Genomic DNA, 15,509 nt, shown 5'->3' with positions numbered 1-15,509 from the left:
ATTGAATGAAAGGAGAGACCATGTCATATACCGCAAAAGAGAAAATCGAACAGATTTTTCAACAGCAAAAAGACTTTTTTGCCCAAGGCAAAACGCGTGATGTCGCCTTCCGTAAGCAGGCACTGACTAGGCTGAAAGAGAGTTTACTGGCACACAAAGAGCCATTATACGTTGCGATGGCAGAGGACTTGGGTCGCGATAAAGCGTTGGTCGATATGGGGGAAATCGGCGAGGTCGTCTCCGAAATCGACTTCGCGCTCGCGCATCTCGATGAATGGTGTAGTGAAAAGCAGGTCGAAACGCCGACCATCCTTGCCCCCTCAACCTGTTCTTATCAGCATGAGGCCTATGGCGTTAGCTACATCATTGGTCCTTTTAACTATCCTGTTGCCTTGGCGCTTGGGCCGGTCGTCGGTGCCATCGCAGGCGGTAATACCGCGATAATTAAGCCGTCGGAGCAAGTCCCGCATACAGCAAAGGTTATTGAGGATATCGTCAATACCGCCTTTGACAGTCACTATTTGGCCGTGGTGCAAGGGGCCAGAGAGGAAAATACCTTACTGCTCAGCTTACCTTTCGATTTTATCTTCTTTACCGGAAGCCCGACTGTGGGTCGAGTGGTGATGGAGGCTGCCGCGAAGCATTTAACGCCGGTGGTGTTAGAGCTAGGGGGTAAAACGCCTTTCTTAGTGTTGCCTGATGCTGACCTCGACCAAGTCACCCAACAATTGATGTTTGGTAAATACACCAACAGTGGTCAGACCTGTGTTGCACCGGATTATGTACTGGTGCCCTCTAGCCTTAAAACCGCATTAGTGGATCGATTAACGCAAGCCATTCGTGAGCAGCTCCCCGAAGTGCATTCTACCGGTAAAGTCGTGAGTCAACGGCAGGTTGAGCATTTACTCGAGTTACTGACGCAGACCCGTGGACATGTTGATATCGGTGGACAAGCTGACCCCGCTAATCGCTATCTACAAGCGACTGTCGTATCTGATGTACAGTGGGATGATGCGTTAATGCAGGAAGAGCTGTTCGGGCCGGTATTACCTATCGTTAACTATGAGGAGGTTGATCAAGTCGTGCAGGAGATTAACCGTCGTCATCCAAATCCGCTTGCATTTTATGTCTTCACTCAGGACACGGCGACAGGTAAAAAAGTGATTAGCGCGGTACCGAGTGGCGATGCGCAAGTTAATGGTACATTGACCCACTTCTTTTCCCCTTATCTGCCGTTTGGCGGGGTGGGTGGCTCAGGTATGGGAGAATATCACGGTTTCTTTAGCTTCCAAGCCTTCACGCACCGTAAATCTATTCGTATCGTTGAGTAGATAATTATTCATCCCCCAGTGTACTGGGGGATGAACGAGCTTATTGCTTGAGGAAATGGCGAAGCTTCTCATTGCCACCTTGTGCGATAAAATAGCGCTCAGCGGCTAACGAGCCCAGCACACTGATATGCCCTCCATCCAATGAATAAGGAATATCATCGACGGCATAATGCGTCGGTGAGAAGAGATCACTGCGGCGCAGGTGTAGCGTCTGTACGGAATTAGCGCTCAACTGGTCGAGCTGTTGGCTGGTGGCTTTAATCTTGTTATCGATTTTCACAGAGGTGTAAGGCCGAATATCGAAATAGTGATGTCGCCATAACTGCTGCTTATAACGATTCCCGATATTTTCTGCAAATTGGTAAGGCTCTTCCATAATAATCAGCGGAATATTCTGTTGCTGAATTCTACTGATTAATTCATGCAGGCCTTCAACGGCATGGGGATTCGCGAAAGCCTTGGTCCAAGATCCGGCTAATATAATGACGTTATAATCGCTAATATGGTCGAGAACATAGTGGCGATTAAACAGACATTGCTGATAGGCGGGTGAAGTACGAGGCCCAAGGAAATCTTTACCGGTAGAGGGATTACACCAATTGGTGGTGACTGCCTGGATCTGCATTGCATTCTTTTCTCCCACCTTATGCCAAAAGGGAATGTACTGTCCGGCATAAGAGTCGCCAAAGAGTAACGCTTTAACCTGTGGATGAGTGGTGTCACCAATCTGACATTGGACGCCAGGTAGGCCAACAGAGAGTTGATGATCCGTGGCGATAGAGTAAAAGCACCAGCCATTTTCCGGGCTAGGCATTTTGATTTTATTAACGACTGAAAGATAACTTTCACCCCCTCGCCAAGGGAATCCAGAATGCTTGCGGGTCTGGTCTGCGAGACCGATAAAAATCAATGCTATGCATAAGAAAAAAGAAAAGGAGAATAATTGGCCTTTACTTTTCGCCCAAGCAATCCCCTTGCTTTCAATAAATCGATAACTTCCATAGCCAATGAGGATCGATAAGGCTACAAATAAAATATTGGTAAGCGTAGAGGGGTGGGGTAAGTAGTAATTAGCAAAAAAATGAATCGGCCAGTGCCATAAATAAATCGAATAAGAGGCTAATCCAAGGGTATAAATCAGCCGATTATTAAAAAACCGTAACCTATTATTCGGTGAAAAAATGATCAGCGACGAACCGATCACCGCAAGGCTAGCTAAATAACCCGGCCACGGATCTTTTTCATTAATGATGATTAATGAGACGACAAGAAGGCCTATCCCTACTAACTTACAAAGAATAGCAGGGCGGTTTTGTTGCGTCGTTCTGCTGCATTCAAAGAGATAGACCAGCCCTCCTGCCAGCATTTCCCATGCACGCGTCGTCAGCATATAGAAGTCATAGGCGCGATTAAGCGTCGATTGATAAACCGAAAAGAGTAATGAAGAAAGTAGTAAAAGGCTGAGGGTAATGATCAACCCTTTAGGCCGCTTAATCGCTTTATTCAGTAAAATAAACAGAAAAGGGTAAAGCAGATAGAATTGCCACTCTACCGACAAGGACCATGTGTGCAGCAGTAAATTCCTTGCACTGTTAGCCGCGAAATAGTCGTCGGCCTCTTTGAGTAAGGAGATATTCGAGGTGTAAGTAAGAGACTTAATAATGTACTTACAATAGTACTGAAAATCGCCTGGGTTCAGAATAAAAAAACTTACACAATAGAATATGAGGGTAACGAATAATAACGGCGGGACGATCCTAATAAATCTGGCGTAAAAAAAGTCCTTAATATTAAATTTATTACTACGAGAATTATCAAAAATGATCTTCGTCATAAAATAACCGGAAATAACGAAGAAGATATCGACACCGATAAATCCAGCATGAAAAAGCGGCAGATTAAAATGATAAAATACGACCAATAATAAGGCATAAGCCCGTAAGCCGTTTATGTCGTAACGAAACGTAGCCTGTTGCATTGAAAAGAATCCGAAACTGTAATTAACACCCTAATCGCTATATAGTAATGCATTCGTTAACGTTATCCCAATGGATGTAACCAGATATGTCAGTTGATGAGTTAAAACAGTGTTTACATCGAGAGGTGATAGGCCAGGAAAATAGACCGTTTTCTTGGAGAAAGGCTATCCATTCAGCGTACAAAAAGCCGAAGAAACGCTATGTATTCTGGTGGCGGTTAGCGAATTTTCTTTATCTCAGTAACCGTCGATATCGGCAGAAGTTAGCTAAGCGAATTAACCGTAATCTGTTCTTTAAATACAACACCGAGATTGAGTTAGGCACTCAAATAGGCGCGGGTCTGACCATTGGTCATCAGGCAGGGATTGTGATCTCGCGACGCTGCACAATAGGCGAAAATTTCACGGTACGGCAAAATACGACGATAGGATTGAAGTCCGATAACAGCAATACCATCACTATTGGTAATAACGTTAACATTGGGGCGAACAGCTGCATTATTTCAGAACATATTGTGATCGGCGATAATGTGACAATCGGCGCGGGGGCTTTCGTTAATCATGATATTCCCGCCAATAGTACTTACCACAGCGTCAATCAGTTTTGTATTCGGCCTAAGGAATAATTTTTGCGATGGGTTATCTCGAGCATTGGGCATGAGCCGGTTAGGCTAACTCATGCCCTCATCCCTTTATTCCGCTATAGCATCAGCGGGAAAATCGGTCTCTCGGCGCGCGACCAAGGTTAGAATAGAGTAGACCGCGACCACTTCCTGATGCTGGTTAGTTACATCGACTGCCCACTGCACGACGCCGGTTGCACGCTCTTCAGCGCTACGCTGGCGTTTGATGGTTTTTTGTTGGCAGGTTAACCGAGCCTGAATGGTATCCCCAGGTTTCACCGGCTGCAGGAAACGGAGTCCTTCCAAGCCATAATTGGCAATGACTGGTCCGACCCCAGCATCGACGAAAAGGCCCGCCGCGGCAGCAACGATAAAATAGCCGTGGACAACGCGTTCGCCAAAGAAAGAGGCCTCGGCACCAATTTTATCCATATGAGCATAAAAATGATCGCCACTTAGGCAGGCAAAATTGACAATATCGGCCTCAGTCAGTGTTCGACGGTGAGTCAGCAAACTGTCACCCGGTTGTAACTCTTCAAAATATTTACGGAAAGGGTGTACGGTGTCCTCCTGGACTGTTGCACCGCGTACCCATTGTTGACCTACGGCGGCGAGCATTGAAGGGCTACCTTGAATCGCGGTGCGTTGCAGATAATGTTTCACCGCGCGTAGCCCCCCTAGCTCTTCGCCGCCCCCCGCGCGACCAGGGCCACCATGCACTAACTGCGGTAGGGGCGAGCCATGGCCCGTCGATTCCGCGGCAGCGTCGCGATTTAAGATTTGTATCCGTCCATGTGCGTGAGCGGCACCGGCGATAAAGTAACGCGCGGCGTGATCATCGTTTGTGACGAAGGTCGCCACAAGGCTGCCACCCCCTGCACGCGCCAAGGTGACAGCATGCGCTTTATCACGATAAGCCATCAGCGTCGCAACGGGTCCAAAGGCTTCAATCTCATGGACGGCGGCGGTGGCGTCCGGCTGCGGACAGTAAAGTAAGGTTAATGGATAGCCTGCACCGGGAAGTTGTGGGTCGATATGTCCCCCGAGTAGACGTTCGCATCCAGCCTGACATAAGGTATCGATTTGCTGCTGAACATCTTGCTGTTGCGCGCGATTGACTAAGGTTCCCATCTTTATGCCCGCTTGGCTGGGATCGCCCACTGGGAGTGTTGACAGTTTCTCCAGCAGTGCGCGGCGCACGGCATCCAATTGCGTTGCAGGGACCATAATACGGCGAATCGCGGTACACTTCTGTCCTGCCTTGGCACTCATCTCTCGGACAATCTCTCGAATAAATAAGCCGAATTCAGGAGCGTCTGGGGTCACGGACTCTCCGAGCACACAGCAATTTAGCGAGTCCGCTTCCATGGTAAAAGGTATCGACTGTTTAACGAGGTTAGGATGTATACGGAGTTGTTGGCCTGTGGTAGCGGATCCGGTAAAGGTCACGACGTCTTGGCTATCTAACTGATCAAGGAGATCACCGGCGGATCCGCAGATCAGACTGATCGCGCCATCAGGGACGATCCCACTCTCTACCATCGATTTAACCATCGCCTGTGTTACCTGAGCTGTTGCCGTGCCAGGCTTAACAATGGCAGGCATACCGGCCAGCCAAGTCGGCGCTAATTTTTCCAACATTCCCCAGCAGGGAAAATTGAAGGCGTTAATGTGGACGGCGACTCCTTGTTTTGAGGTTAATACATGGCGAGCTGCAAACCCCCCCTCCTTAGACAGTGGGATTAGGGGGTCTTCAGGCCAGAGGATATCATCGGGCAGTTCACGGTTACCGAGGCTTGCATAAGTAAAAAGCGTACCAATCCCGCCTTCAATATCGACCCAACTGTCAGCGCGTGTTGCCCCGGTTTGCCGGGAGATCTCATAAAATGCCGCTTTCTCTGCGAGTAAATGCTTCGCCACGGCCTTGAGTAAGGCTGCCCGCTCAATAAAAGTCATGGCTTGCAGGGCAGGGGCTCCGACCGTTTTGGCATAGTGGCAGGCTGCGGCGAAATCGATGCCCTCACTACTCACCTCCCACAGGGCTTCGTCGCTAATAGCGTGACGTATCACTCGCCCCTCACCTTGACCGGTCTGCCATTGATTACACACAAAGCTGGATAATTTTTGCATCACACACCCCAAAATGTTACGCGAATAGTAACAATCTAGTGTTTTTATGAATCATTTTAAAGTGTGATACGTAAATATTGATTAACCTGTGATTAACATCTCAATTTGGATTTTAATATAAAGTGATATTTTTCAGTGGCTTATTAGTCGCTGGTGTGAGAGGGATCACAGAATAACTAAACAAAGATTGGGGTTTTTATTAACATGAATGTAACCTATTGGTATTGGTTTAATGATTCACTTATTTTATTTTGATTACATTTAACGAATCGACTGGTGCTGATATGAGTCATGAACAACGCTTTCTTACCGCCATCGCAGAGGAAAAAGCGATAGAGCCTCAAGACTGGATGCCAGAGGCCTATCGTAAAACCCTGATCCGTCAAATTGGCCAACATGCCCACTCGGAGATCGTTGGGATGTTACCCGAGGGCAATTGGATAACGCGCGCGCCCTCCTTACGACGCAAAGCTATCCTGCTCGCCAAGGTGCAAGATGAGGCCGGTCATGGCTTGTATCTCTACAGTGCGGCGGAAACATTAGGTTGTGCGCGTGAAGACCTCTACCAGAAGATGCTCGAGGGGAAAATGAAATACTCTTCCATCTTCAACTATCCCACCCTGAACTGGGCGGATATTGGGGTCATTGGTTGGCTAGTCGATGGTGCTGCCATCGTCAACCAAGTCGCGTTATGTCGTACCTCGTATGGCCCCTATGCCCGCGCGATGGTGAAAATTTGTAAAGAAGAAAGCTTTCACCAACGCCAAGGCTTTGAAGCCTGTATGGCGCTCTCGCAAGGCAGTGACTCACAGCGGGCGATGTTACAGGATGCGATTAATCGCTTTTGGTGGCCAGCCCTGATGATGTTTGGGCCGAATGATGACGAATCCCCCAACAGTGCCCAAAGCTTGGCATGGAAAATTAAACGTTTCGGTAATGACGAATTACGCCAGCGCTTTGTTGATAACACCGTGCCACAAGTCGAATTGCTGGGAATGCAGGTACCGGACAAGGCGCTAAGGTTCGATACAAACACAGGCCATTACCAATTCGGTGAGATCGACTGGCAAGAGTTCAATGACGTCATTAATGGTCGCGGACTCTGTAACCATGAACGTTTAGCCGCCAAGCGTAAAGCTTGGGAGGACGGGGCTTGGGTCAGAGAAGCAGCCTTAGCCCACGCCGAGAAACGCGCGCAGCGCGAAGTCGCTTAAGGAGTTTATTATGCGTCAACACTACTGGCCGTTATATGAAGTCTTTGTACGCAGTCAACAGGGACTTTCTCATCGCCATGTCGGCAGCCTACATGCTGCCGACGATCAGATGGCGCTCGAAAATGCGCGCGATACCTACACTCGGCGCAGCGAGGGCTGCTCGATTTGGGTCGTCAAAGCGGCTGAAATTGTGGCCTCACAACCGGAAGACCGCGGCGAGTTCTTCGAGCCAGCGGAAAGCAAAATCTATCGCCATCCTACTTTTTATCAACTGCCTGACGGCATCGAACATATGTGAGGCCCTGATGGACAGTTTAACGACCTACGTTTTGCGTCTCGGCGACAATGGTTTGGTGCTCTCTCAACGGCTAGGCGCATGGTGTGGTCATGCCCCGGAACTGGAGATCGACCTCGCTCTGGCCAATATTGGGCTCGATATTTTGGGGCAAGCCAGAAATTTTCTAACTTATGCCGGGCAACGTCTCGGCGACCAAGATGAAGATAGCCTCGCCTTTCAACGTGATGAGCGCCAGTTCGGTAATCTGCTGCTGGTCGAGCAGCCCAACGGGCATTTCGGCGATACCTTGGTCCGACAATATTTTATTGATGCTTGGCACGTCGCACTCTACAGCCGATTGATCACTAGCCAAGATCCGCAAATTGCGGCAATCGCCGCAAAGGCTCTAAAAGAAGTGAAATACCATTTACGTTTTAGCCGCGGTTGGCTTGAGCGCTTAGGGCAAGGCACTGCACTGTCGGCAGAAAAAGTACAAGGATCGATTAATGAACTGTGGCGTTTCACCGCCGAGTTATTCGAAGCCGATGAGCATGACCAAGCGATGGCTGCGGCAGGTATTGGCGTTGATCCCCGCCAGCTCGAGGCACCGTGGCGGGAGGAGGTGACAGCCGGGGTTTATCAGGCTGGATTACTTTTACCCCAAGAGGCAGCTTATCGCCGAGGCGGCAAACAAGGGCTACATACTGAACATCTCGGGCCGATGCTGGCCGAAATGCAAATCTTGCCGCGCTCTTATCCGGGTCAGCAATGGTAAAGGAGTCGAAAATGCAACGCTTACAGCAGATTCTTCCCGCGGAAATCCCAGAAATCTGGCACTTACTTAGCCAAATCCCCGATCCTGAGATACCGGTGCTCAGTATTACTGATTTAGGGATGGTGAGAAGTGTCCGTCAGCAAGGAGAAGGCTGGGTAATTGGTTTTTCGCCCACCTATTCCGGTTGCCCGGCGACGGAGCATCTGATTGGCGCAATACAGAACAGGTTATCTGACCATGGCTTTGCGCCGATCCACGTGGTGTTGCAACTCGACCCAGCTTGGACGACTGATTGGATGAGCGAGGAAGCTCGCCAACGCTTACGTCACTACGGTATTAGTCCACCGGTGGGCCACAGCTGCCATGCCTTCGAGCCGATAGACGTTAGCTGTCCTCGTTGCGGCAGTCAACAGACCTCGCTGATTAGCGAATTCGGCTCGACTGCCTGTAAAGCGCTATATCGTTGCGAGAGCTGCCGCGAACCTTTCGACTATTTCAAATGTATCTGAGGCTGCCATGACGACATTTCACTCATTAAAGGTCGCTAGCGTCGAACCCGAAACGCGGGAGGCCGTCACCATTACCTTTGCCATCCCAGAGGCGCTAGAAGCCGCTTATCATTTTCGTCCGGGGCAACACCTTACGCTGAAAGCGCGTGTCGCCGGTGAAGAGTTACGCCGCTGCTACTCCATTTGTCGCGGCGCTTCGTCGACGCAGGTCAGCGTAGCGGTTAAAGCGATAGAGGGCGGACGGTTTTCTAACTTTGCGCGCGAGGGTATTCAGGTCGGCTCAGAGATGGAGGTGATGATACCGCAGGGTAACTTCGGCTACCAACCTCAAGCCGACAGGCAGGGGCATTACTTGGCGATTGCTGCCGGTTCCGGTATCACGCCGATGCTGGCGATTATCTCAGCCACCTTATTACAGGAACCTGCCAGCCAATTCACCCTGCTTTACGGTAATCGGAGTAGCCAAACGATGATGTTCCGCCAAGCTTTAGCGGACCTTAAAGATACATACCCCGAGCGTTTTCAGTGGATATCAATATTTAGCCAAGAAAGCGTCGACAGTGACTTATTACAAGGGCATATCGACGGTGAAAAACTGCGGGCGCTTGGCCGGCGGTTATTGGATTTTCGCCAATTTGATCAAGCTTTTATCTGCGGCCCTAATAGCATGATGGATGAAGCCGAAATGGTGTTGCATACCTTAGGGATGGCAAAACAGGCGATTCATGTCGAACGCTTTAACTCAGGGCCTGTTACGCCGCGTGTGCGCCGTAGTGAAAGCGCTGACCATCACTTTACCCTGCGTCAGGACGGTCGTGATCGCACCCTAACGCTCACGGCAGAAGATGAAAGTCTACTCGATGCGGCATTGCGTCAAGGGGCCGACTTACCCTACGCCTGTAAAGGCGGCGTCTGTGCCACCTGCAAATGCAAAGTAGTACGCGGTCAAGTGGAGATGGCGGTCAACTATAGCTTGGAACCGGATGAACTTGCGGCAGGCTACGTACTGAGCTGCCAAGCGCTCCCCACCACGCCGGATGTTGTGATCGATTTTGATGCGAAGGGGATGGTATGAGCCAACTTATTCTTACTCAGCACGACAAGGTGTTACTCATTACCCTTAATCGTCCCGAGGCGCGTAACGCCTTAGATAATGCCACCTTAGAACAGCTTGCTGAGGCGCTAGAGGCGGCGGCAAATGACGTATCCATTACGGCGTGTGTGATCACCGGTAATACGCGTTTTTTTGCCGCGGGGGCCGATCTGCGGGAGATGGCAGAGAAAGATTTACCTGCAACCTTTAACGATTTGCGCCCGCAATTATGGGCGCGACTTAATGCGTTTCCTAAGCCGCTGGTTGCCGCCGTAAATGGCTATGCATTGGGAGCGGGCTGTGAACTCGTGCTGCTCTGCGACCTTGCGGTGGCGGGAGAGAATGCGCAGTTTGGGTTACCCGAAATTAAACTCGGCATTATCCCTGGCGCGGGGGGCACGCAACGCCTTATTCGCTGTGTAGGGAAAGCCCTTGCAAGCCGTATGATCCTCAGCGGTGAGAGTATTGGCGCGCAGATGGCGTTACAGGCGGGATTAATCAGCGATATTTATCCGGATGAGCTCTGCGTCGACTATGCCCTCGCACTGGCTAAAACCCTTTCTCGCCACGCCCCCTTAGCGTTACAGGCGGCTAAACAATCGTTAAGGCAGGCACAAGAAGTGCCTCTGCAGGCGGGGCTGATTCAAGAACGTCAGCTATTCACTTTATTAGCGGCAACCGCCGATCGAGAAGAGGGTATTGCAGCCTTCCTCGAGAAGCGTCCCGCGCATTATCGGGGGTGCTAAATATGGAGACGCTACTTTGTGAAGTGACGCGTGGGGTTATGACCCTGACGCTGAATCGTCCAGACCGACTCAATAGTTTTAATGTCGCCCTGCATCAAGCTTTGGCCAAGCGTCTGACCCAAGCCGAGCAGGATGACAGTATACGCTGTGTGGTGATTACGGGAGCCGGGCGCGGCTTCTGTGCCGGGCAAGATCTTAACGACCGTAACGTCGATCCCAATGGCCCTGCGCCGGATTTGGGGGAGTCGGTAGAAACACTCTACAACCCGTTAGTGAAGCGTTTGGCGGCCCTACGCAAGCCGGTTATCGCAGCCGTGAATGGGGTTGCGGCAGGCGCGGGGGCGACGTTGGCGTTAGGCTGTGACATCGTGATTGCCAGTCGCCAAGCCAGTTTCGTGATGGCATTTAGCCGCCTAGGGTTGGTTCCTGACAGCGGCGGAACGTGGCTATTACCCCGACTGGCAGGCCGTGCACGCGCGGCGGGGCTGGCTTTGTTAGGGGGAAAGCTTAGCGCTGAGCAAGCTGAAGCGTGGGGACTGATTTGGCAAGTGGTTGATGACTCAGAATTCTCGGCCACCGTCGAGCAGTTGGCTCAGCATTTGGCCACGCAACCGACCTATGGGTTGGGACTGATTAAGCAAGCGTTGCGCGCCGCCGAGACAAACACCCTTGCGCAGCAGCTCGATGTTGAACGTGACTTTCAGCGTCTTGCCGGACGCAGCCGCGATTATCGAGAAGGGGTCAGTGCATTTCTGGCTAAACGTCCAGCACAGTTCACGGGGAAATAGGATGACGATAACACTTCATACCGTAGCAGTGATCGGTGGCGGTACCATGGGTGCCGGTATCGCAGAAGTCGCTGCGCAACAGGGAAAACGGGTCAAACTCTACGATATCAATCCTGCTGCAGTGACGGGGGCGATAGAAGGGATTGCAAAGCGGCTCGATTCACGCGTACAACGCGGCAAGATTTCGGCTTCACAACGTGAGGCGATCCTAGCCTGCCTTGTCCCCGCTTACCAGCTAAGCGAGTTGTCCGATGCCGATCTGGTGATTGAGGCTGCGGCAGAGAACTGCGAGATAAAACAGCAATTATTTGCGAAACTGGAAGCCATCTGTAGCGAAAAAGCCATTTTTACCAGTAATACCTCGTCCCTCTCTATAACGGAGATTGCGCGCCATCTTACCTCTCCCCAACGCGTTGCCGGGTTACACTTTTTCAATCCCGCCCCAGTAATGAAATTGGTGGAAGTGGTGCGGGGGATCGAAACCGACGAGGCCGTTATCCAGTTGCTGGCTGATGAAGTGCGCGGCTGGGGGAAACAGCCTGTTATTTGCCACTCCACGCCAGGGTTTATCGTTAATCGCGTGGCTCGGCCATTCTATGGCGAAGCTTGGCGGGCTTTAGAAGACCGCGTCGCAGCGCCGGAAGTGATCGATAGTGCACTGAAGGATGCCGGGGGGTTTGCCATGGGACCGCTCGCCTTGACCGATTTGATTGGCCAAGATGTCAATTTCGCGGTGACCTGTTCGGTTTATCATGGTTTTTGGCAAGACCGGCGCTTCCTTCCCTCCCTTACGCAGCAATCATTAGTGAGTGCCGGCCGTCTGGGGAAAAAATCGGGTCGAGGCGTCTACGATTGGTCACTGCCGCATCCAGAGGTGATCGGTGAGAAAACCGTAGCTTCGCGCGTCCTAAAGGTGAATCGCTCCCCAGCCGGTAGGCTGGAGATCGATGGGGTAAGCGTAGTACCGACCGAGGGCGAGACGGCGACCTGTCTCGCGGTTCGTCATCAACAACCGGTGGTGGTTTACGACTTAAGTTTAGGCAGCACCATCGTCTTGGCGGCCTCCAGCACGAATACGCGTCAGCAAACCGAAAGCGTTGTGTACTATTTTCAGCAGCAGGGCAAAAAGGTAGTGATGATTACCGACTACCCCGGACTGTTAGTCAGTCGTACGGTGGCGATGATTATTAATGAAGCCTTGGACGCCCTGCAAAAAGGTATCGCTAGCGCAGAGGATATCGATATCGCGATGCAAACGGGCGTCAATTACCCTAAAGGGCCGCTGGCATGGGGGGCTGAATGGGGGTGGGGCAGAGTGTTAACGCTGCTCGAAAATCTACAGCATTACTACGGTGAAGAACGTTATCGCCCCTGTCCTCTGCTACGGCAAAAAGCATTACTGGCGCACTATGCGATGCCTCGGGTGACCGAGTCTGTGGAGGTAAGCCATGTCTGAAGCGTATCTGTGTGACGGGATCCGCACCCCAATTGGCCGTTATGCTGGGGCGCTCTCCTCAGTGCGGGCCGATGATTTGGCCGCAATCCCGTTACGCGCCTTACTGCAACGCGCACCACAGTTAGATCTCGACCGTATTGATGATGTCATTCTTGGCTGTGCCAATCAGGCCGGGGAGGATAACCGTAACGTTGCTCGCATGGCCTTATTATTAGCCAATCTCCCGCCACAGATTTCGGGGACGACACTCAACCGTTTATGTGGCTCCGGCTTAGATGCTCTGGGTTTTGCCGCGCGCGCGATCCGTGCCGGGGACAGCGAGATGATGATTGCCGGAGGGGTGGAGTCGATGTCGCGTGCGCCCTTTGTGATGGGAAAAGCGACCACGCCGTTTCAGCGTCAACAAGAGCTATTTGATACCACCATGGGGTGGCGGTTTATCAATCCGCTACTGGCGAAGCAGTATGGGTGCGAGAGCATGCCGGAAACCGCCGAAAACGTGGCAGAGTTTTTAACTATCTCTCGGCAAGATCAGGATGCCTTCGCCTTACGCAGCCAACAACGTACCGCTCAAGCCCAACAGGCCGGTTACTTCGCCCAAGAGATTATTGGCGTCAACATTACCGACAAAAAAGGGGCGACTCAGGTCTTTTCGGTTGATGAACATCCACGTGGAAATACGACCGCCGCGCAGTTGGCAGGCTTGAAAGCCCCTTTTCGTGAAGGGGGCAGTGTGACAGCGGGTAATGCGTCGGGAATTAATGATGGGGCTGCGGCCCTTATCATTGCCAGTGAACGTGCTGCCGTTGCCTCACATCTGCAACCGCTGGCGCGGGTCGTCGCCATGGCGACCGCAGGGGTAGAGCCACGATTGATGGGGTTAGGGCCGGTCTCGGCGACGCAGAAAGTGTTGCATACGGCGGGCTTAACCCTGAACGACATGGATGTGATTGAACTGAACGAGGCTTTTGCCGCACAAGCCTTAGGGGTCCTGCGTCAATGGGGCCTGGCCGATGATGCGCCCCATGTTAACCCGAATGGTGGCGCGATCGCCTTGGGGCACCCTCTAGGGATGAGCGGTACTCGTATTGCCTTAGCGGCGGCGTATGAGCTACAGCGTCGTGGCGGGCGTTTTGCCTTATGCACCATGTGTGTCGGCGTGGGTCAGGGTATCGCCCTGATTCTTGAGCGTGTATGAACGGATCAACCTGCGAGCAATCATTATGACAACGAAAATCCAACTAGAAGCGATTGAAACGGCGTCCATTGATGAATTACGAGCCTTACAAACCCAAAGGCTGAAATGGACATTGACCCATGCTTATCAAAATGTCCCGATGTATCGTCGGAAATTTGATGCGGCCGGCGTACATCCTGATGACTTTACCCAGCTTGAGGATATTAAAAAGTTCCCTTGTACCACCAAACAGGATTTGCGGGATAACTACCCCTTCGATACTTTCGCGGTCCCCATGGAACAGGTGGTCAGGATCCATGCCTCATCCGGTACGACTGGCAAACCCACGGTCGTCGGTTATACCCATCGGGATATCACTACCTGGGCGGATATCGTCGCCCGTTCCCTGCGGGCGGCAGGGGGCACGGCTAAGGATAAAATTCATATCGCCTATGGTTATGGACTATTCACTGGCGGGCTTGGCGCGCACTACGGTGCAGAGCGCTTAGGGGCGACCGTTATCCCGATGTCTGGGGGGCAAACCGAGAAGCAGGCGCAGTTAATTCGTGATTTTCAGCCCGATATGATTATGGTCACTCCCTCTTACTGCTTAAATCTGATTGAAGAGCTAGAGAAACAGTATGGTGGCGATGCTCGGCATTGTTCGCTGCGCGTGGGGGTGTTCGGGGCTGAACCCTGGACCTTAGCGATGCGCCACGAGATTGAGCAGCGACTCGGTATCACGGCCCTAGACATCTATGGCTTATCGGAAGTCATGGGGCCAGGGGTGGCGATGGAGTGTCTGGAAACGCGTGATGGCCCGACTATCTGGGAAGACCACTTCTTTCCTGAAATTGTTAACCCGCTTGACGGCAGTGCGCTGGATGATGGCGAACTGGGGGAATTGTTGTTCACCAGTTTAACCAAAGAAGCCTTACCAATTATTCGTTATCGTACCCGGGACTTAACACGTTTGCTGCCGGGAACGGCTCGAACCATGCGTCGGATGGACCGGATCACTGGGCGTAGCGACGATATGCTGATTATCCGGGGCGTGAACGTTTTCCCTTCTCAAATTGAGGAGGAAATTTTGAAAGTCGAAGCGCTATCACCGCATTACCAACTTGAAATTAATCGTCGCGGTCATCTGGACGCGCTGGCCATTCGCGTCGAAATTAAGCAGCAATTTCTACACCTCTCCCCCGAACAGCGATTAGGGGTCGGGCAATTACTTTGCCACCAAATCAAGGCGATGATTGGTATCACCACTGAAGTGGTCATCGTCAATTGCGGTAGCCTTCCACGGTCCGAAGGTAAAGCCTGCCGCGTCTTTGATTTACGAAAATTAGTGGCGAATGGCTAAGGCTGAATGGCGCCTATGCTATGATGGCCAGATATCGAGTGGCTCAACA

At 51.6% G+C, this 15,509-nt stretch carries 14 protein-coding genes; 12 read left to right on the top strand and 2 right to left on the bottom strand.

Annotated features, from left to right (window positions below; genetic code table 11):
- Positions 1 to 20: 20 nt before the first annotated feature.
- Positions 21 to 1,331 carry an NAD(P)-dependent benzaldehyde dehydrogenase MdlD gene (gene mdlD / locus HGT71_RS09870; RefSeq protein ID WP_214217622.1) on the top strand — a complete coding sequence of 437 codons (1,311 nt, stop codon included), beginning with the start codon at positions 21 to 23 and terminating at the stop codon, positions 1,329 to 1,331.
- A 40-nt stretch (positions 1,332 to 1,371) separates the two neighbouring features.
- Here mdlD and HGT71_RS09865 read toward each other — a convergent pair whose 3' ends face one another.
- On the bottom strand, positions 1,372 to 3,309 hold the full coding sequence (locus tag HGT71_RS09865) for an acyltransferase family protein (protein ID WP_214217621.1): 1,938 nt from the start codon (positions 3,307 to 3,309) through the stop codon (positions 1,372 to 1,374).
- Positions 3,310 to 3,395: 86 nt separating this feature from the next.
- On the opposite strand from HGT71_RS09865, the gene HGT71_RS09860 reads away from it, so the two are divergent.
- On the top strand, positions 3,396 to 3,935 hold the full coding sequence (locus HGT71_RS09860) for a serine acetyltransferase (protein WP_214217620.1): 540 nt from the start codon (positions 3,396 to 3,398) through the stop codon (positions 3,933 to 3,935).
- Between the two features lie 66 nt (positions 3,936 to 4,001).
- On the opposite strand, the gene paaZ is transcribed toward HGT71_RS09860, so the two are convergent.
- The gene (gene paaZ, locus HGT71_RS09855) at positions 4,002 to 6,062 is read right to left on the bottom strand and encodes a phenylacetic acid degradation bifunctional protein PaaZ (protein WP_214217619.1); all 2,061 of its coding nucleotides are present in this window, start codon (positions 6,060 to 6,062) and stop codon (positions 4,002 to 4,004) included.
- 284 nt (positions 6,063 to 6,346) lie between these two features.
- Here paaZ and paaA point away from each other — a divergent pair, with 284 nt between their 5' ends.
- The 10 genes from paaA to paaK are packed head-to-tail and all read left to right on the top strand — an operon-like array spanning position 6,347 to position 15,460.
- Entirely contained in the window at positions 6,347 to 7,276 is a 930-nt protein-coding gene (gene paaA, locus HGT71_RS09850) for a 1,2-phenylacetyl-CoA epoxidase subunit PaaA (protein ID WP_062812184.1), read from the top strand.
- Between the two features lie 10 nt (positions 7,277 to 7,286).
- Entirely contained in the window at positions 7,287 to 7,574 is a 288-nt protein-coding gene (paaB, locus tag HGT71_RS09845; protein ID WP_214217618.1) for a 1,2-phenylacetyl-CoA epoxidase subunit PaaB, read from the top strand.
- 7 nt (positions 7,575 to 7,581) lie between these two features.
- Positions 7,582 to 8,328, top strand: a complete 747-nt coding sequence (gene paaC / locus HGT71_RS09840) for a 1,2-phenylacetyl-CoA epoxidase subunit PaaC (RefSeq protein ID WP_214217617.1) — start codon at positions 7,582 to 7,584, stop codon at positions 8,326 to 8,328.
- An 11-nt stretch (positions 8,329 to 8,339) separates the two neighbouring features.
- Positions 8,340 to 8,837, top strand: a complete 498-nt coding sequence (gene paaD, locus HGT71_RS09835; protein ID WP_214217616.1) for a 1,2-phenylacetyl-CoA epoxidase subunit PaaD — start codon at positions 8,340 to 8,342, stop codon at positions 8,835 to 8,837.
- A 7-nt stretch (positions 8,838 to 8,844) separates the two neighbouring features.
- A complete protein-coding gene (gene paaE, locus HGT71_RS09830) occupies positions 8,845 to 9,912 on the top strand; it encodes a 1,2-phenylacetyl-CoA epoxidase subunit PaaE (protein WP_214217615.1) in 1,068 nt (355 codons plus the stop codon).
- On the top strand, positions 9,909 to 10,676 hold the full coding sequence (gene paaF, locus HGT71_RS09825) for a 2,3-dehydroadipyl-CoA hydratase PaaF (protein ID WP_214217614.1): 768 nt from the start codon (positions 9,909 to 9,911) through the stop codon (positions 10,674 to 10,676). The genes paaE and paaF overlap by 4 nt, the downstream gene beginning before the upstream one ends.
- Positions 10,677 to 10,678: 2 nt before the next feature.
- Complete coding sequence (gene paaG, locus HGT71_RS09820) at positions 10,679 to 11,464, top strand: 2-(1,2-epoxy-1,2-dihydrophenyl)acetyl-CoA isomerase PaaG (protein WP_214217613.1); 786 nt, start codon at positions 10,679 to 10,681, stop codon at positions 11,462 to 11,464.
- Position 11,465: 1 nt separating this feature from the next.
- On the top strand, positions 11,466 to 12,920 hold the full coding sequence (locus tag HGT71_RS09815; protein WP_214217612.1) for a 3-hydroxyacyl-CoA dehydrogenase: 1,455 nt from the start codon (positions 11,466 to 11,468) through the stop codon (positions 12,918 to 12,920).
- Positions 12,913 to 14,118 carry a 3-oxoadipyl-CoA thiolase gene (pcaF, locus tag HGT71_RS09810; protein ID WP_214217611.1) on the top strand — a complete coding sequence of 402 codons (1,206 nt, stop codon included), beginning with the start codon at positions 12,913 to 12,915 and terminating at the stop codon, positions 14,116 to 14,118. Before HGT71_RS09815 ends, pcaF begins: the two co-directional genes overlap by 8 nt.
- Before the next feature lie 25 nt (positions 14,119 to 14,143).
- Positions 14,144 to 15,460, top strand: a complete 1,317-nt coding sequence (paaK, locus tag HGT71_RS09805) for a phenylacetate--CoA ligase PaaK (RefSeq protein ID WP_214217610.1) — start codon at positions 14,144 to 14,146, stop codon at positions 15,458 to 15,460.
- Positions 15,461 to 15,509 lie beyond the last annotated feature (49 nt).

The organism is Rosenbergiella epipactidis, assembly GCF_018494055.1.
Classification (GTDB): Bacteria; Pseudomonadota; Gammaproteobacteria; order Enterobacterales; family Enterobacteriaceae; genus Rosenbergiella; species Rosenbergiella epipactidis.
The sequence above is the reverse complement of the archived record's forward strand: the minus strand, read 5'-3'. Positions and strand labels throughout refer to the sequence as shown.